Annotated in this window: 15 protein-coding genes; 3 read left to right on the top strand and 12 right to left on the bottom strand. The window is 41.4% G+C overall.

Going from position 1 to position 17,370, the window contains the following annotated elements:
• Nucleotides 1-80 precede the first annotated feature (80 nt).
• Nucleotides 81-1,214, top strand: a complete 1,134-nt coding sequence (locus tag QUD85_RS03460; RefSeq protein WP_093327870.1) for a DUF3083 family protein — start codon at nucleotides 81-83, stop codon at nucleotides 1,212-1,214.
• 202 nt (nucleotides 1,215-1,416) lie between these two features.
• Here QUD85_RS03460 and msrA read toward each other — a convergent pair whose 3' ends face one another.
• The 6 genes from msrA to folB form a co-directional block, all read right to left on the bottom strand.
• A complete protein-coding gene (gene msrA / locus QUD85_RS03455; protein WP_093327872.1) occupies nucleotides 1,417-1,944 on the bottom strand; it encodes a peptide-methionine (S)-S-oxide reductase MsrA in 528 nt (175 codons plus the stop codon).
• Nucleotides 1,945-2,056: 112 nt separating this feature from the next.
• Entirely contained in the window at nucleotides 2,057-3,829 is a 1,773-nt protein-coding gene (locus tag QUD85_RS03450) for a DUF885 domain-containing protein (protein ID WP_093327873.1), read from the bottom strand.
• 10 nt (nucleotides 3,830-3,839) lie between these two features.
• Nucleotides 3,840-4,676, bottom strand: a complete 837-nt coding sequence (locus QUD85_RS03445; RefSeq protein ID WP_093327875.1) for a tetratricopeptide repeat protein — start codon at nucleotides 4,674-4,676, stop codon at nucleotides 3,840-3,842.
• 9 nt (nucleotides 4,677-4,685) lie between these two features.
• Complete coding sequence (locus QUD85_RS03440; protein ID WP_093327876.1) at nucleotides 4,686-5,489, bottom strand: undecaprenyl-diphosphate phosphatase; 804 nt, start codon at nucleotides 5,487-5,489, stop codon at nucleotides 4,686-4,688.
• Nucleotides 5,490-5,491: 2 nt separating this feature from the next.
• The gene (gene folK / locus QUD85_RS03435; protein WP_093327878.1) at nucleotides 5,492-5,983 is read right to left on the bottom strand and encodes a 2-amino-4-hydroxy-6-hydroxymethyldihydropteridine diphosphokinase; all 492 of its coding nucleotides are present in this window, start codon (nucleotides 5,981-5,983) and stop codon (nucleotides 5,492-5,494) included.
• Complete coding sequence (gene folB / locus QUD85_RS03430; RefSeq protein WP_093327880.1) at nucleotides 5,983-6,339, bottom strand: dihydroneopterin aldolase; 357 nt, start codon at nucleotides 6,337-6,339, stop codon at nucleotides 5,983-5,985. The genes folK and folB overlap by 1 nt, the downstream gene beginning before the upstream one ends.
• A 178-nt stretch (nucleotides 6,340-6,517) precedes the next feature.
• Between folB and plsY the strand changes: the two genes are divergently transcribed.
• Together plsY and QUD85_RS03420 are read left to right on the top strand one after the other, a co-directional pair.
• Nucleotides 6,518-7,117, top strand: coding sequence for a glycerol-3-phosphate 1-O-acyltransferase PlsY (plsY, locus tag QUD85_RS03425; RefSeq protein ID WP_218139577.1), 600 nt, complete (start codon nucleotides 6,518-6,520; stop codon nucleotides 7,115-7,117).
• A gap of 25 nt (nucleotides 7,118-7,142) precedes the next feature.
• The gene (locus QUD85_RS03420) at nucleotides 7,143-7,409 is read left to right on the top strand and encodes a hypothetical protein (RefSeq protein WP_093327882.1); all 267 of its coding nucleotides are present in this window, start codon (nucleotides 7,143-7,145) and stop codon (nucleotides 7,407-7,409) included.
• On the opposite strand, the gene QUD85_RS03415 is transcribed toward QUD85_RS03420, so the two are convergent.
• The 6 genes from QUD85_RS03415 to QUD85_RS03390 all read right to left on the bottom strand — a co-directional run bounded on the left by QUD85_RS03415 (nucleotide 7,390) and on the right by QUD85_RS03390 (nucleotide 17,369).
• Nucleotides 7,390-8,130, bottom strand: coding sequence for a SapC family protein (locus QUD85_RS03415; protein WP_093327883.1), 741 nt, complete (start codon nucleotides 8,128-8,130; stop codon nucleotides 7,390-7,392). The two genes, QUD85_RS03420 and QUD85_RS03415, sit on opposite strands and share 20 nt — an antisense overlap.
• Before the next feature lie 18 nt (nucleotides 8,131-8,148).
• On the bottom strand, nucleotides 8,149-9,699 hold the full coding sequence (locus tag QUD85_RS03410; protein ID WP_093327885.1) for a tryptophan halogenase family protein: 1,551 nt from the start codon (nucleotides 9,697-9,699) through the stop codon (nucleotides 8,149-8,151).
• A 73-nt stretch (nucleotides 9,700-9,772) separates the two neighbouring features.
• Nucleotides 9,773-12,535, bottom strand: a complete 2,763-nt coding sequence (locus tag QUD85_RS03405) for a TonB-dependent receptor (protein ID WP_093327887.1) — start codon at nucleotides 12,533-12,535, stop codon at nucleotides 9,773-9,775.
• A gap of 219 nt (nucleotides 12,536-12,754) precedes the next feature.
• Nucleotides 12,755-13,735 (bottom strand): SMP-30/gluconolactonase/LRE family protein, encoded by a 981-nt coding sequence (locus tag QUD85_RS03400; protein ID WP_093327889.1) that lies wholly within the window; start codon nucleotides 13,733-13,735, stop codon nucleotides 12,755-12,757.
• The gene (locus QUD85_RS03395; protein WP_093327892.1) at nucleotides 13,728-16,037 is read right to left on the bottom strand and encodes an agarase; all 2,310 of its coding nucleotides are present in this window, start codon (nucleotides 16,035-16,037) and stop codon (nucleotides 13,728-13,730) included. Before QUD85_RS03395 ends, QUD85_RS03400 begins: the two co-directional genes overlap by 8 nt.
• A gap of 36 nt (nucleotides 16,038-16,073) precedes the next feature.
• A complete protein-coding gene (locus tag QUD85_RS03390) occupies nucleotides 16,074-17,369 on the bottom strand; it encodes an MFS transporter (RefSeq protein ID WP_245732055.1) in 1,296 nt (431 codons plus the stop codon).
• Between the last annotated feature and the right edge of the window lies 1 nt (nucleotide 17,370).

The following is a 17,370-nucleotide window of genomic DNA, read 5'->3' as shown; positions in this document are numbered from 1 at the left end:
TGAAGAAAATCGAGATACACAATACTGTCACAATCAATTTTTACACTGGCGCCAATTTCAAACAAGGGAAAGTTTAACCTATGTCTATTATTCGAAAGCGCAGTGCCGCGCATAAAACTTATGTACCAGAGAATGCGCGCGATAACCAATATTTGTTAGCGGAGTTTCCATTATCGCCACAACTATTGGCTGATTTGAACAAGCCCATAGCTCAAGTTGACAGTTACAACAGCGCAAGCAAAGCTTCTCCTTATTATTATGTGTACCATAATCTCTGTGAGATTTTCTTCTCCCTAGCAAAAGAGATGTCCATAACCAATGGACTGCTGATCGCAAATGATAAACTTGCTCGGGTGCGTTTTAGCAATGAAATGCACCAATGGCAGACTAATCAACAAATATTGTTTTACTACAATCCGATGCAGCACAGTGTTTCAAAGGCTTTTTGCGACCCTGATAAACAAGCTAAAAAAATTACCTTATTGTTTCTTGCATCAGGTGAAGATTTGCGACTAAATGCCGCCAAGTTTCACCAAAAGATCGCCACATTTTTAAATACTTTTGCTAATAAAATCGCCTTACCAGCAAAGCAAATTCGATTCAGAGACCACCAACATCTAACCTTCGATTTGTTTGCAAAAGAAAAGTATCAGAGTGAATCTATCGCACACAAACTTCGGCCTATAGCTATTCGCTACGGTTCACAAGGAACTGTGCTTCCAGCAGAGGTAACTTCGTTAACTTACGTTGTAGTTAATTTCGAACTGTCCCCGTCAGTGATAAACACAGTACAAGTAGATAAACAATCTAGCGACCCTTTTAACCCGCTATACACATTTTTGACCGATAAATTTAGTGAATCAGCTAAGAAATACAATCTCAACAATGGTGCACTAATAGCCAATGGCCTGGTACCTATTGTTCGTTGGTCGCTTCATGAAATATCAGCAAATATGGGCGAACTGCAAATGCTCGGATACAACCCAAATAAAGGCTCCTGCGGATTAATCAGCAAATGGAACCCTAAAGAGTTAGTAGAAAACTTTCAGCTAGTGTTTGTAGCGACCAGTGATAACGAGAGTAAATATGGCTACGGCAGCTTTGTTAATCAGATCCGTGCTGCCCTTAATCTATTTTGTGAAAAGTTAGACCTAGATCCAAAAGCAGACGAAGTCATAGTGCGTATCCACCAACACATCGCCTACGACACCTAATAACATTTGGGGTCAGAACATGTTCTGACCCCAGCATTAAAAGCTAGCGATAGTTTGTATAAATTAGGAAGTCGCTTTGTACTTTAATTGCCGCAGAGCATAGAGCTTTAGCGAGGTTCAGCAAGGCTCTGTTACGAACGAGTTTATCTAAAAATAGGAGATTTGGGGTCAGAACATGATCTGACCCCAAATATTTAAAAGGTTATTTAAGTTTGTTTGCGAAGGTTTGTTTAAACTTGGCAAGTTTTGGAGAAACCACCATTTGGCAGTATTGATTTTCAGGGTTATTGTTGAAGTACTCTTGATGATAAGCTTCGCCGCTATAAAACGTAGTTGCTTCTGTTACTTCAGTCACCACTGGATCAGGCCAAATTTTTTCTTGTTCAATTTCAGTGATAATTTCTTTTGCAGCTTGTTGCTGTGCTTGGTCATGAAAAAAGATAGCGCTTCTATATTGTGTGCCAACATCATTACCCTGACGGTTAAGCTGGGTTGGATTATGCAATGAAAAGAAAATTTCTAGGATCTCGCGGTAACTCAGTTCATTTTCATCATAGTCAAGTACGACAACTTCTGCATGACCCGTTGTTCCAGCACATACAGCCTGATATGTCGGATTTTCAACGTGTCCGCCCATATAACCAGAAACTGCACTATTAACGCCTTTTACACTATTAAACGCCGCCTCTATGCACCAGAAACAGCCACCAGCCAATGTTGCTTTTGCCATGATGAATTACTCTTTTACTTTTAACGTTAGCAATACTAACAAACAGACGTTTAGACGTCTAGAAGTTTTTGAACACTTTAATAATAAAAAACCCGCTGACGCGGGCTTTTTGTTATTTGTTTTGTTCGATAAAGGTATCGATTTGCTGTTCGAGCACGGATAAGGGCACAGAACCGTTTACTAATACCGCGTCATGAAACGCTCTGATATCAAATTTATCACCCAGTTCGGTTTCAGCTTTAGTCCTTAAACGGCGAATAGTAAGTTCACCAATTTTGTAAGACAACGCTTGTCCAGGCCAAGAGATATAGCGATCGATTTCAGTGGTTACATTGTGCATAGACAACGCTGTATTACCCGCCATAAAATCAAGCGCCTGTTGACGTGTCCACCCTTTCGAGTGCATGCCAGTGTCTACAACTAATCGCGCTGCTCGCCACATTTCATACGTTAAACGGCCAAAGTCGCTATATGGGTCTTTATAAAAACCGGCTTCTTTACCCAAGAATTCTGCGTATAAGCCCCAACCTTCACCAAAGGCAGATATGTAGCTGTAACGTCTAAAGTTAGGCAACGAAGTTAACTCACGATTTAATGAAATCTGTAGATGGTGCCCCGGCACCGCTTCATGCAATGTCAACGCCTCCATTTCATATAACGGACGCTTGTCTAATGCGTAAGTATTAACCCAATAATAACCGGCTTCAGTATCTGAACTTGCGCCAGCATATCTGCCGGTCGTATATTTCGGCGCTATTTCCGCAGGCACAGGCTTAATACCGTATGGTGTACGTGGTAACTTGCCAAAATACTTAGGTAACATGGCATCCGCTTTTTTAGATATGTAAGCAGCTTCCTTTAACAACTCTTCAGCTGTTTTTGGATAGAACCTTTCGTCCGTTCTTAAAAACGTTAGGAATTCTTCAAAGCTTCCGTCAAAGCCAACTTGCTCAATGATTTTCGCCATTTCTTCACGAATACGAGCGACTTCGCTTACCCCAATCTCATGTACTTCATCGGCAGAAATATCTAACGTTGTGAAGTAATTTACACGATTTTGATAAAACGATGCGCCATTAGGTAACTCGCTAGCGGCAATAGTTTTGCGAGCGCCCGGCATGTACTCTTCGGTCATAAAGGTATAAAACGCACGGTAACTAGGTAACACATTGCGTTTAACCGCTTGTTTGCCTTGTTGCACTAATACATGCTTTTGCTGAGGCGAAATACTGTCAGGTATATTCTTAAACGGTTGGTAATAAACACTATCTTCAACATTAACAATGAATGCGCTGATAGAATCTTCAAAACCATTTAATACGACCTGCGGTTGCGTATTACCTATCGCAAGTCCTTGTCGCATCCAAAACATTTGCTGGTCGAAATACTCTGGCAATGCATCTAACTGAGCCAAGTAATCTTCATAATCCTCTATCGATTTACGCGGTTTACGTGCTATGTATGCAATACTGGCATGAAAGCCACTTTCCGCCGTTAAAGGCATTTGGTGGGTTAGATAGGTGTAATTATCAACGCTATTTTGTAATTGATACGTCAGTATTTGCGCATTGATTTTCTCTTCACTCGTTAACGTCGCTGTATCGAGCGCTTTAACGCGTTCAAGTAACGCTTGCTCATCGTCAAACTTTTCTTCTAAAAAGTCAGGAGACAAATCCGGCAGCTCGGATGCAGCATCTTCATCGCCAAAACTGGCGGCCAAACTAGGGTTTGTATCTAGTTGGTGCTGCCAATGATCTTCAATAATACTTGCTAGATCTTCACTGCTCTGTGATTGAACAACATCTTCCTCTATCTGTTGCGGGCCACTTGAACAAGCCACAATAAAGGTAGACAAAAAAGTAAGGTTGAGTAGTTTAGTCTTCATCAAGGTACCATTAATACATAAGTGCGTAGAGTTTACGTCGATATTTTGCAGCTAAAGGGTCGCCATCCGGCAATGCCTTTAACACATCTAAAAGTAAGCGTTTACTCTCGTTATCTTGACCATCCTTTTGCACTAATGCAAGCAATATAGCCAACGCCTCTTCTTGGCGATTATGTTGACTATATTGAGTCGCTAGTTGTCGCTTTATTGCCACATCATCCGGATTTTCCGCACTGGCTTGCTCTAAAGCTAATATTTCAGGCGATTGCGACGCCTCTTCAGCAAGTTCTAGTTTGGATAGTAACGCTTTGTAGGTACCGTCTTGGTCAACCATTGTAACGGTCTCTAACAGCGCTTTAGCTTCGACAAGCTTGCCAGTTTGGATATAAGCATCAATCAAAACAAATTTTATATCAGCACGTGTGTCATCAATAGCAAACGCCTGCTGTGCTAGCGTAAATGCTTCATTGACGTTACCCTCTTCCATAGATTGTTTTGCTTTTTGCAACAATCCATCTTCAGGTTTAGGTAAATGCTTTTGCAAAAAGGCAGAAACAGCCTCATCTGGCTGCGGTCCTGCTAATGCATCAAGCGGTTGCCCATCTTTAATTAACACAATAGTAGGCAGCGCTTGTAAGCCAAATTGCATCGCTATTTGTTGCTGTTGTTCGCAATCAACGGTAGCGAAAGTTAAATGTTCACTAACACCTGCGACCGCGCTTGAAAGTTTGTCTCTTAGTTCAATACTTTCTGGTACTTGCTGCGCCCAAAAAGCAATCAGAATCAGTTTTTCTTTCGAGTCTTCAAGCACTACTTGTTGAAAATTTTCTAGCGTTAACGCCGTCATAAAGCTTTCCTATGAAAATACAAACCACAGTAATACCGCGCCCAACAGCAAGCGATATATAACAAATGGCATCATGCCCAATTTATTAACTATGATTAAAAACCAGTGAATACAGGCATATGCACTAATAAATGCAATCAAGCTTCCTAAACCTAATACACTGTAGTCGATATGATGTTCTCCCGTTAGCATTTTTAACGTTAAATACCCACCGGCCATCGCAATAACGGGAATTGATAGCAAAAAGGAAAAACGGGCGGCATTGTCGCGAGAAAGTCCTAACATAAGGCCTGCAGTCATAGTGATGCCTGAACGAGAGGTACCTGGAATAAGCGCAATAGCCTGAGCAAAGCCGATAATCATCGCTCCTTTAAAACCAAGTTTCTCAACATCAACATTTTGCTTCGCTTTAATATCAGCAAAGCCTAACAATGCACCAAATACGATGGTTGTTGCAGCAATAACAAGCGCAGAGCGAAAATGTGTTTCGATAAAATCATTACCAAAATATCCAAACAAACCTGCTGGTATCGACGCAAACAGAATCCACCAAGCTAGCCTGCCATCAAAGCTTGATACTTGTCTTGACTTAAACGTTTCAAGCCAAGCAACAAACATAGTGCCAACCTCTTTTCGAAAATAAAGCATGACTGCCAATAAGGTGCCCACATGCACCGCTACGTCAAAACCTAACCCTTGATCCTGCCAACCTAACAATTGCGAAGGCAATATTAAATGCGCAGATGAAGATATTGGCAGAAACTCTGTGAGTCCTTGAATTATCGCGAGTAAAATGGCTTCTAAAGTCGACATAATTATCTTTGCCAATTAAATGGCACTATCCTTAGTTGTTGGCTTGATTTGTCATAGTTACGCCATAACTCATCGTAACTAATGTTAAGCTCGGGGTGCAGTAAAGCGCCTGCTAATTCTTGCAGTGGCCACAATACAAAGGCATTTTCAGTAATTTCTGCGCGTGGCAATTGAATGGGCTGCTCTGTAACAACGTCGTCATACAACAACAAATCGAGATCCAATGTGCGTGAACTAAACTTTTTAGCGCTCGGTTTTCTGCCATTTGCTCGTTCGATGTCTTTTAATGTGGTCACCACTTGCGCTATCGGTAACTCGGTTTCTGCGGCAATCACCATGTTGTAAAAATCACTACCATTAAAACCGACAGAAGCACTTTCAAACAAGGATGACAGCGTTAGTTGGCCAAACGCTTGCTCTAAACCCAATAACCCCTGTTCGAGATAATGGTCACGGTCAATATTAGTGCCGAGCGAGATATAAATTATTGCCATTAGAAGGTTTTACCACGCTCGATTTCAACGCCTACAGCATGCGCGTTATGAACCGCGGTAGGTTTAGCAATACGTAATTTAAGCCAAGGGATTTGATACTCTGCCATCAAGTAATTTGCCAGGCGCTCTGCTAAAGTTTCCAATAAATCAACCGGATTATTATTGGCAAATGTAGCGATCGTTTCTGAAATATCTGCGTAATCTAAGGTCTTATTTAACTCATCATTTTCAGCAGCTAATTGTGTATTCCAGCCCATTTCCAAATCAATAATAAGTGTTTGTTTGATCTCTTTTTCCCAAGCATAAAAGCCGATAGTTGTTTGAATGCTTAAGCCTTGTATAAACACTTTGTCCATACACACCTCGTCGTGGCGATCATCGGAGCACTTTTTGTTGAAAACAACGTAGACTATGCCCCTTATTTTGTAATAGTGCCAAAGTTTACCTGCGCTACGGTGGAAAAACTAGTGTCTAAGTGGCACTATTGACGCTATATTGTGCAATCTTGAAGAGGAACTCTGTTACATGTTGTTGATGCTGACAATATTAATCATTGCTGCTGCTTATATCGTAGGGTCGATATCGAGCGCAATTTTGATCTGTCGCATGCTCAACTTACCAGATCCTCGCACTGAAGGCTCAAATAACCCTGGCGCTACAAACGTATTGCGAATTAGCAATAAAGCCACGGCAGCTGCAGTATTGTTTTTCGATATATTAAAAGGGACGATTCCCGTTTATGGCGGCTTTTTACTTGGGTTAGAACCAATTCAATTAGGCTTTGTTGCCATAGCCGCTTGCATGGGGCACATGTACCCGTTGTTTTTCCACTTTCAAGGAGGAAAGGCGGTAGCAACTGCTTTTGGCGCGCTGTTATCTATCGGTTGGGATCTTGCCTTTTTACTAATCATTACCTGGTTTTTAGTCGCAAAAAGTACCCGATATTCTAGCTTAGCGGCAATCGTGACTGTATCGTTAGCCCCCTTGTATACGTACTTGCTTAAACCCGAATATGTCTATCCCGTATTGATGCTAGCTGGTTTAATTATTTTTCGTCACAAAGACAATATTGTAAGACTAATAAAAGGCACCGAAAGTAAGCTGACCCTTGGCGAAAAACAAGAGAAAGACTAAGCTCCCCAAAACGTAAAGGAATACAATGACAATAAAACGATATATAACGTCTATCATCTTTGTTAGTGCAATTTTTGGTTGCTCCTCTACTGCTCACCACAGCGACGATGTAGAACATTGCAACAAAACCGCTTATGGTGAAAACAGCGAACCCTTAAAAGATGGTTCTGATGCCATATTTAAACGCTGTATGGAACTACATGCTAAGGCGCGCAGAAAAGAGCAAAAGCAAGAACGAAGTTTTGCTTTTGCTGTATGGTTTGGTGAACTTGTTAGCGAGTTAACGAATTAGCTGTACGCTGACGTTTTTTAGCGATCAATTTTTGCATATTGCCCATTGACGCTAAAATGACATAACATGCTTGCAAGTACCCTTTACTGTTCAATTGCTGCAATGTTTTTGCATCTAGCTCAGTAAGGGTTTTCTCGCTTACAGTATAGATTCCTTCAAAGCGCTTAGGCTGTTCACCCTCAAACGTTACATTGACATGAACTTCTTCAATAAGTTGGTGAGCTAACAAGGTTTCAATGAACTTATCTGTGCGCACCATACCATTGACTAGGTTTGACAGCATGTGATTAATGTTGTCTAAAAATGGCGACGCATTGCCCTGCTCATCAAATAGTGCTTCCCCTTGTTCTTGCTGAACTCTGGTACTTTCCATATTAATGGTGATCACGGTATTGTCTGCAGAAGGCAATGTGCCCTCTTCAGCGTTTACTGCCACCATAAAGGGTTGTCGCAACAAATGCAGTGGAATATAAGTTGCCTGCCAGTTTTCCCCTTCAAGAAACAGGTTCTCCTCGGGTTCAAAACCCAACATTACTTGTAAACCAAATTGGCCAGTCGCGTTATTTTTGATAAAACAAATGGGATACTCTAGCGCTAGGTTGTTTACTTCATCTGCAATGATAGGTACCAAATGTTTGTTTTCGCCAAATTGTTCACCGCGACCAGTAAGGACACGTGTTTTAGCGTGTACATTTTTATCTAAAGGTACAAAGCTGGTCATTGAATACTCCTATGCTTGCTATATGGTTTGTAAACCATATTTATAAATTTTTTCTAGTAAATCACGATTGCTCTGCAATACGTTAGACATCTGCTGTGTTTCCGCAATATTTTTCTTAAACGCCATTTGTGCGCGATCAATACTTTGCTGCGAGCGCCCAAGCGGATTCTGATGCGTACGAAAGCCCATGCCATATAAAACATATTGATAACTTGCTGCTGGGAAGATCTCTAGTGCCGATTCAAAATCAGCATCAGAAGGAAATTGGTGCTTCCAAAGCATGAGTTGCTCTTGTAAGCGTTCTGACATGGTAGAAGGATCCCTATGTTCTATCCAGAAAGGGTTATCTGTGCGCTCACTTAAACAATAATGTAACTTCAAGAAATCAATAATCCTAGCCCAACGATAGGTAAAAGTTTCATTGTACCGTTTGGCAACAATGTCCATGACTTGCCTATTGGTAGGCAATTGATCTACTACCATTTGCGCTGAGATTTCGATTAACAATAAAGCTGAGGCTTCAAGTGGCTCCAAAAAGCCCGCAGAAAGGCCAATCGCAACACAGTTGTTCTTCCAAAATTGTGCGCGGTGACCCGCTTCAATAGGAATCTTCTTAACATCAAGTGACTCAGGCTTATCCACCTGCCCTGACAGGTACTGCATCAACTGTTGATACGCATGATCTTCACCGACATGTCGGCTTGAATAAACATGACCTACGCCGCGACGAGTAGGCAAACCTATATCCCAAATCCAGCCAGCTGATTGTGCCGTAGAGATAGTATGAGAAGCTATCGCACTATTTTCCTGCTGATAAGGCACTTGGATAGCCAAAGCTTGATCAACAAAAAGCGTTTCGTTGCACGAAACAAACGGCACATTCAAATGCTCGCCGATAAGCAAAGCTTTAAAACCGGTGCAATCAATGAATAAATCACCCTTTATTTGTCCGTGTTTAGCCGTAGCCAAAGAAGAAATATCACCGCTATCTGTTTTGTTAACACCGACAACGTCATCAACAATATGATGAACATCTAAATTTTCAACGCAATGTTGTTGTAAAAAAGTGGCAAATTTACCTGCGTCCATGTGATACGCATAATTTGCTACAGCTCTATATTCTGGTGTTGTAATGAGTTTAGGCGCTAGCCCCTGTTCACAAAGACTTTCTTGTGGGCACACCATTTCAGAAAAAGACAATGGCGAGTCACTTGCTTGCCAATGGGGCACCAAATCTAGTTGTTCAAACCCCTGAGGTAGCACCAACGGATGATAGTAATAGTCGTCTTGTTTACCTGTTCTCCAACGAGCAAATTTTGCGCCTTGTTTAAAAGAAACATCGCACTGTTTGATAAATTCCGTTTCGCTTATTCCCATATTTTTTAGTGTACTTCGCATGGTTGGCCAGGTGCCTTCTCCAACCCCCACTGAAGCAATTGTATTGGATTCAATCAGCGTTACTGTAAAGCCTGATGCTACAGATTGCTTGAGTTTAGCGGCAATAATACCTGCACTCAGCCAGCCGGCAGAACCACCACCAACGATGACAATGTGTGAAATATTTGTCATGAAGCCTTCCACTAAATACGCTAAAAAATATGGGAGCTAGTTTCCTAGCTCCCACGTACTTTGCAATGATGAATTAGAATTTTGCTCTAACACCTACACTATAACGTGCGCCATATTCTTCGAAATCAACAATTTGATTTGCAAAGCGGCCATGACGTCTGGTGCTTTCATTAGTGATATTAATACCATCGACAAACACAGATAAGGCATCGTTAATATCATAACTAGCAGACATATCTATCTGTGAATATGCTTCAGTAAATACTGGTGACACACCGCCTGATAGTAAGAAGTCATCACGCCAGTTATAAGCAATACGAACAGAGATCGCGTCTTTCTCATAAAACGCGACTAAGTTTGCGGAATCACTTAAACCTGTAACGGCAAAATCATTGGTTAAGCTGTATGGATTGTACTCATCATCAGTATTAGCAATGGTGTAATTTGCAATACCACCGAAACCTGAGTCACCAAACATGTGCTGAACATTTAGCTCCCAACCATCAACTGTTGTACTGTCTTGGTTGATTGGTGTAGTAACTTCCCAAACAATCGCTGGATCGCCTGGCTGAGACACACAATCTGGGTTTGGATTAGCGACAGAGCCGTCAGGACATGTGCCACGTGGGTTTACGCTAGGGTCTGTAAGCACACCATCTGGACCACTAATTGTGCGGTCTTCTTCACCAATCCCAATAAAGTTATCCACTTCCTTACGGTAATAACCCGCAGATACATAGCTGCCTTCACCATAATAGTACTCAAGTGACAAATCTAGGTTGTCTGATTCAAATGGTAGTAAGCTAGGGTTACCTTGCGACGCTCTAAACGGACCACCGGAAAAGTGATTGTTAAGTGACGTAGCAGGGAACATTGCATCAATATTACTGCGCGAAATTGTCGTGCTGTATGACAATCTAGTGACCAAGTCGTCGGTAATTTCCAAACTTAGGTTCATGCTAGGAAGCGTATTTGTATAATCCCCTTCTAACTCACTAGACTGTGAATCAGCGGCGCGAATCTTCGACATTTCAAGCGGCGTAATCCAGTTGAACCCAACTACTGGGTTTTCAATTGAGTAAGACGTAACGTCGGTTGATTCATAACGAACACCTAAATTAGCTTTGAAGATCATGCTTGCCAATTCTGTTTCAAAATCTACAGAAACATAAGCGGCAGTTGTTGCTTCTTCAATACCGTTAGTGGAAATGCCCTTCTCATTTAACAAGCCTTGTTCACGAACCAATGCTAAGAATTGGTCTGCACTATAACTAGAGCGCTGTTCAAAACCGATGGCGCCTGGAGAAAAGGACAAGTCTAGTTCGCTGATATCCATAGCACCATTACCTAAACCAAAGTTAGCGCCATAGATATTTTTAGTGTCTACATCATAATTGGTATTAGATACACCAAAGTGCACAGCTTGCAGACCAAAATCGTTTTCTAGTTCCCACGTACCACCTAACTGTACTTGTTGGATGGTATTTTTGATTTCGTAACCACGCTCTTGATACAAATCACCTTCAATATTAGCTAAATCAAATGCACCGCCTGGTAAAGCTGAATCATCATAAGATACCGATGGGATGTTACCTGAAAAATCTGCCGCGATATGCACTGGCGCAGCTGCACCAAATGGGTTTTTCAAGTTTGCGATGCTTTCCGCAGGTAATGCACCAGGGTTAGCATGAGAAGTGGAGTTATGTACATCGAATGTAAAACTCAATGAATCAGTAGCTTGCCACTCGAGGTTTAAGCCAATTGAATCATTTTCAGTTTCATAGGCATATTCCCACGCCCAGAAATTTAATTCATCATTTTGGCGAGCAGGATTGATAATCGTTCCGTTAACGTCTGCTGTGCCCGTTTCAATATTATCGAACCAAAAACTTGTACGATTCATGCTGCTGTTTATGTCTAAACGAGACAACGTGTAGTCAACTGACGCAACTAAGCTGTCAGTAGGCGCCCATTGAAGCACAAGTTGTGCATTTTGACGGGTACGCTCAGTGTTTTGTGAATCGAGATCAACGGTTGGTACACCCCAAGTATTTTGATCTGGGTTTAGTGAAGTATCGATTGCTGATTTATCAATTGCTACCTGACCTGGATAACCTGTACTCCAGTTACCTGAGGTACCAATTCTGTCAGTATGACTGTCGCGCACAGCGTGTGATAATGACAACAATACGCCGAACGTATCGTCTAAAAACGTGTCGCTCACCATGCCAGAAATTTCTGGTGTAACGCTACTGCCCGTTTCCACGCTAGTGTCAACAACGCCTTTAACACTCGCTAATGCGGTAAAACCATCGAAATCAAACGGCTTCAATGTATTGATGTTTATTGTTGCACCAATACCACCTGAATTGATATCTGCGCGACCCGTTTTAAATACTTCAACAGCAGATACAGACTCACTTCCCACTTCGTTAAAGTTGAAGCTACGAGAAATACCAGCTGAAGCAAGTGCTGAAGAGTTAGGCATTTGACGGCCGTTCAACGTTACTAAGTTGAAGCTTGGCCCAAAACCACGAACAGTAACTTGGTTACCTTCGTTGTTGACACGGTCAATCGATACACCGGTAATACGTTGTAAAGATTCAGCAAGGTTTGTATCTGGAAACTTACCGATGTCTTCTGCCGATATCGCATCGACAACACCCGTGCCGTCACGTTTCAGCGCTGCTGATTTTGTTAATGAACTTGCGATCCCTGTTACTTGAATGACTTCAACGTCGTTTGACTCAGCTGCACTTTCATCTTGTGCCGTTGCTTGAGTTGCAACCAACATTGCAAGTAACACGGAGTTGAGCTTGAAATTTGTATTTTTCATTTTATCCCCATGCTAGTACGCAAAAAGTTGTTGTTAAATCCTTGTTGTAAAGTTTGTGAATAAACGTGACATTGTATTTTTATTGCACAAACCTTAACAAACAGTAAACTATTAATTGTTAACAATCAACAAGTGGTTAACGAAATATAGTTTACTATTGCATCGGTAAAAAAATGAAAGCGCGTTAAAACAATTAAAAAATAGCGATGTGTTGCTAAGTTATTTTGGCTGATTAAGTTTGAGCTGCCTTAATTCGTTATCAGCTGTGATGTACAACATTGATTCGTTTTCATTGAATGCTAAATTGGCATTAAAACCTGGCAGTTTTATTCGCGCTAGAAGCTTCCCTTGTTCGCTCAGCACCCAGATTCCGCCGGGACCTGTTGCAAATACAATACCGGTACTATGCACTTTCAATCCATCTGGCGAACCTATTTCACCGTCATTTTGACTTGGCCGATAGAGTACGCGCTTTGCGGTAACATCACCTTGTTGGTCAAGTTCATATCTGTACCAAATAGGCTGATTTTTATCTGACACTGCGACAAACAGCGCATTTTGTTTAGTAGACAAAGCAATCCCATTTGGAAACGTTAATGAACTATCGAGTAAGGTGATTTCGCCATTTGGTAACAAGCGGTAGACACCTTGGAAACTCAATTCTTTGCTCGGATCGTCCAACTGTTTTGGCAAACCATATGGAGGATCAGTAAAGTAAATGCTGCCATTTTTGTGCAAAGCACCATCATTAGGGCTGTTAAAACGCTTGCCCTGAAAAGACTTTGCTACAACATTAAATTCATCTTTTGGCGTATCGATGTCGCTATTCATTTGTGCAACCACGCGGCTGCGCGATTGAAGCAATGTTAATCTGCCTTGATTATCTAACAACAGTCCATTTGAATAGCCGCTGTTAGATAAATATTCACTTAAGCCATGTTCGGGTGAGAACTTATAAACTTTGTTATTCGGTATATCAGAAAACAGTAAATAATTACCCTTTGCTACCCAAAGCGGTCCTTCTGCCCATGCAAATCCTGACGCGATCACATCATAATTAGCTGTAGTATCGAGTATTTCTAATACAGATTGATCATGTATTTCATATATAGCTTTCGAGTTTTCATCACTCTCTAGGTTCGCCAGCGCTGCAAATGGCGCAAGTAAAAAACCAAAGAGAACTAAACTCAACCTATTCATTAGTGTACCTTCTGCTATAAATGTTTTTGTTTACATCTTTGGCTGCGTCTACTAGCGGCTGATAAGGAATATCGGTAACAGAGACAAAGCCTACATTGTAATTTTCACCATCTAATGCTCTACCTGTTAATGGCGAGTCAATGTATTGGAACCAATGCGTACCGACCAAATACGGATTATCAATGGCGCTGTTAACATACTCTGCATATTTTTTGCCACGGTCCTGTTGATCGCTAGCATGCACCAAACCTGGATTTAACAAACCGGAATCAACAGCTCCATTATGAAACTCTCCTATTATGCTAGGTTTATCTAAAGCTTCCAGGAACTGCCAAAAATCGTCATTGATGACTTCCTTGTAGTAGTTGTAACTTACCACATCAGCAACCTCTGCGGCTGCTTGCCTTAGTTCAGGCGTCATACCCCAATCAGCGAATCTAACCCCCATATAGAGGTGATTCGGCATATACGTTTGCATGGCACGGTCGACAACTTGAAAATACTGTAAGCCAAACTCATACAACATCGTAGACAAGTCGCTAACCATTGCTTCATTAATCTGTTCAATGCTTATCCCTTTATCTAAAGCGTCCCAATCGGCAATTTGACTATCCCAAGCTTTGTTGAGCTTACTTATATCAACGTACTTTTGTTTAAGTAAGGCAGTGAAATGCGCTTTAGTTGGGCTGCTATTGGCGTCAAGTGTAAGCGCGTTAAGCGGTATCGCATATTGCGATCTAATTGATCCCATTTGTCCCCAACTTTTTTCATTATCAATAAAAACACCAATACACCATGGGCTGTTATTCACCTCTTTAGCGATTTGTTTTACTGTTACGCGTGCTCGTTGCTCAAATTCTGAGTCAAAAGGATCAGGGAGTGGCGCCCAGTAGTCGTTGCCACTGCTAACCGTTTTAAAATCACCTATAATCCAGCCATTGGCGAAATAAGGGTAGTTTTCCATCTGATAATAGCTTGGGTCAATCCAGTTACCAAATGAGGTAAACCCCCATGATTGCATGCGTTTAACGGTAGTTTCACGCCACTTTTGTTGTGCCAAATCAACATCATCTGTTTGGTATTTTCGGGCTAAATTGGCTTGATAAAAGCTATATGTTTCACCTCGCTCCACCGCACCAGAATGTACTTCTCGACGATAGCCATAATGTTGCCCCATAGGATCTTCATAGTTGGGTAACCAATTGAACATATCCGCTCTAAGTGGTGAACTTTTGTAACGAGTGGGCCAAGCCTTTTTGGGCGCTCTATTCAATCCGATTGAATCTTCTGGCGTTAAGTCCCCTGGCTCACGTTGAACAATATAGTTCTGGTCAAAATCAAAACCAGTGATTGTTGAAGTATTTGCCATTCGCACATTAGCTAAGCCATTCGAAAAAAAGAGGTACCCCTCTGGGTCTACCAACGACCACTTTCCTTGGTACTTTTCTACTCGATAAAAACCTGTTGCATTAAGTTTTGGACCATCTTTCCAACCATTGTACTTTCCGCGATCAGCGAAATTTTTATTGGTTAGCAACGCCTGTTCTTTTTGTGAAATGGCCAACAATTCTTGATCCGAGCTAATTTTATTTTCAAAATCTCGTTTCGCATTTTGACCATACTTATCCACTAGACCGGTTAAGTAATTAGTATCAATGTTTTCAGCTTCAACCAGCGTAATGTTGTCAAATACCAAGGTTTTATCTTCGTTAACGCCAATCACTTTAAACGTTATTGCCGCAACATTTGCCAAATCAATATTTTTATTGCCGTAGCGCCAGATAATCGACTGATACTTATTGGGCCAACTCGGTGGGTTACTTCTTATGCCACTTTCTACTTGTAAATCTTTGCCTGCCAACTCGATTAGATAAGTGTCTTGTGACTGCGCCGGTATAACAGCGCTGCGGTTATGGGATGCACCATGAATATCGGTAACTGATATGTAGACGAACGCTGATGACTTATTAGGGTTGGATATATCGAGCGCAACACCAAAGTCTTTGTATTGAGTCCAATTCCAAGCACTATCCGCTTGAAAAGATACCGATGATTGATGATGGGCCTTACTATCAAATTGAATTGATAAACCTTTGCCATCTTGGTTGGTCATAAGCGATTTAGCTGCATGCTCCAATTGCACAGAAGCAAGTGAATGCTCACTTTCAAAATCAAAAATAACGTTACTATTTTGCGCTATTGCATCTCTTTTTTGGTGACCATTTTCGCATCCAGACACAAAAAGAGTGGTAACCAGTGAAAATATAATACCTGATGCCTTTGCTGCACTTATATGTTTCATAACTTTTCCTTTACTCAACATCGATCGCTGAATTTACTAGTTGCCAAAAGAGGCCGTTTTTCTTTCCAAGGTAAAATCGGGTGCTTGGATTTGTTCAACTTTTCCCACTAAGAATATGTATGAACAAAGCCCAACTAAAGCGAGGGACGCTATCATTGCTAGCGCAAATCTAAAATCACCATCTTGAGACAAAACACCGATTAAAAGGGGTACGATTACAGCGGCCAAACCGCCAATAAAATTAAAACAACCGCCAACTAAGCCAACCATGTTTTTGGGTGCAATAAGTGAAACAAAGACCCAGTTAATAGACGCTAGTCCATTACCGAAAAAACTTAGTGACAAAAAGAAAATCACAGCGGCATTACTGTCAACGAAATTGGCACAAATAATCGTGCCTGATAGCAGTAGACCTACGATTATTGGTGTTTTACGGGCAATTTCATTTGAATAACCTTTGCGCACGAGCCAATCAGACAAAAAACCTGAGAGCAATACACCAAAGAATGCTGCTAAAAACGGAATGGAAGCGTAAAATCCTGTTTTCAGCTCTCCAATTCCCTTGTATTCAGTTAAATAGGTGGGAAACCAGGTAAGAAAGAAAATCATCGTGCCACCTAAACAAAACTGCCCGATGTAAATCCCCCAAAGCTTGCGTTGAGTGAATGCAAATTTGAGCTTCATCCAGTGGTCTTCTGTTAAGCTCGCCTGCTCTGCGCTTACATTCTCCTTAATACTTTTGGGCTGTGTCTGTTCGCTTGGTTCTTGATAAAACATGTACCAAATAGCCGCCCATACAATGCCAATAAGCCCCGATACTATAAACAATCCTCGCCAACCAAAATACGATTGGATTAACGCTAATACAGGCATCAAAAAAGCCAAACCGATAAATTGCCCCGACGTGTATACAGCAATAGCGCCAGCGCGTTCTTGCGTATCAAACCACTGCGTAACTATCTTATTATTGGCAGGGTAAGAAGGTGCTTCAAACAAACCTATTGCCATTCGGCAGCCAATTAGAGCCGACAAAGAACTTACTAAACCCTGAACCAGAGTCGCTAGGGACCAAGCAATAAGAATAAAGGGGTATAGGATTCGCACCTTTACAACATCAACTATCATTCCGCCTGGAATCTGCATGATGGAATAGGTCCAAGCGAACGCAGAAAATATCAAACCCATTTCAATAGGTGTCAACGCTAAATCCGCCGACATTGCGCTGGCTGCAACTGAAATATTTGTGCGATCCATATAATTGATAACAACGCTAACAAATATCAATGCTAGGACCTTAAACTTGCCCATTCTTGGTGTTAATTTTTTACTCATC

Source organism: Thalassotalea agarivorans, from assembly GCF_030295955.1.
Lineage (GTDB): Bacteria > Pseudomonadota > Gammaproteobacteria > Enterobacterales > Alteromonadaceae > Thalassotalea_D > Thalassotalea_D agarivorans.
Note: the sequence above shows the minus strand (reverse complement) of the source record. Positions and strands in the feature narration are given on the sequence as shown.

Bases quoted from the DNA above. Each gene is read 5' to 3' on its own strand.
- QUD85_RS03460 (WP_093327870.1), top strand. From the start codon at position 81: ATGTCTATTATTCGAAAGCGCAGTGCCGCGCATAAAACTTATGTACCA.
- msrA (WP_093327872.1), bottom strand. From the start codon at position 1,944: ATGGCAAAAGCAACATTGGCTGGTGGCTGTTTCTGGTGCATAGAGGCG.
- QUD85_RS03450 (WP_093327873.1), bottom strand. From the start codon at position 3,829: ATGAAGACTAAACTACTCAACCTTACTTTTTTGTCTACCTTTATTGTG.
- QUD85_RS03445 (WP_093327875.1), bottom strand. From the start codon at position 4,676: ATGACGGCGTTAACGCTAGAAAATTTTCAACAAGTAGTGCTTGAAGAC.
- QUD85_RS03440 (WP_093327876.1), bottom strand. From the start codon at position 5,489: ATGTCGACTTTAGAAGCCATTTTACTCGCGATAATTCAAGGACTCACA.
- folK (WP_093327878.1), bottom strand. From the start codon at position 5,983: ATGGCAATAATTTATATCTCGCTCGGCACTAATATTGACCGTGACCAT.
- folB (WP_093327880.1), bottom strand. From the start codon at position 6,339: ATGGACAAAGTGTTTATACAAGGCTTAAGCATTCAAACAACTATCGGC.
- plsY (WP_218139577.1), top strand. From the start codon at position 6,518: ATGCTGACAATATTAATCATTGCTGCTGCTTATATCGTAGGGTCGATA.
- QUD85_RS03420 (WP_093327882.1), top strand. From the start codon at position 7,143: ATGACAATAAAACGATATATAACGTCTATCATCTTTGTTAGTGCAATT.
- QUD85_RS03415 (WP_093327883.1), bottom strand. From the start codon at position 8,130: ATGACCAGCTTTGTACCTTTAGATAAAAATGTACACGCTAAAACACGT.
- QUD85_RS03410 (WP_093327885.1), bottom strand. From the start codon at position 9,699: ATGACAAATATTTCACACATTGTCATCGTTGGTGGTGGTTCTGCCGGC.
- QUD85_RS03405 (WP_093327887.1), bottom strand. From the start codon at position 12,535: ATGAAAAATACAAATTTCAAGCTCAACTCCGTGTTACTTGCAATGTTG.
- QUD85_RS03400 (WP_093327889.1), bottom strand. From the start codon at position 13,735: ATGAATAGGTTGAGTTTAGTTCTCTTTGGTTTTTTACTTGCGCCATTT.
- QUD85_RS03395 (WP_093327892.1), bottom strand. From the start codon at position 16,037: ATGAAACATATAAGTGCAGCAAAGGCATCAGGTATTATATTTTCACTG.
- QUD85_RS03390 (WP_245732055.1), bottom strand. From the start codon at position 17,369: ATGAGTAAAAAATTAACACCAAGAATGGGCAAGTTTAAGGTCCTAGCA.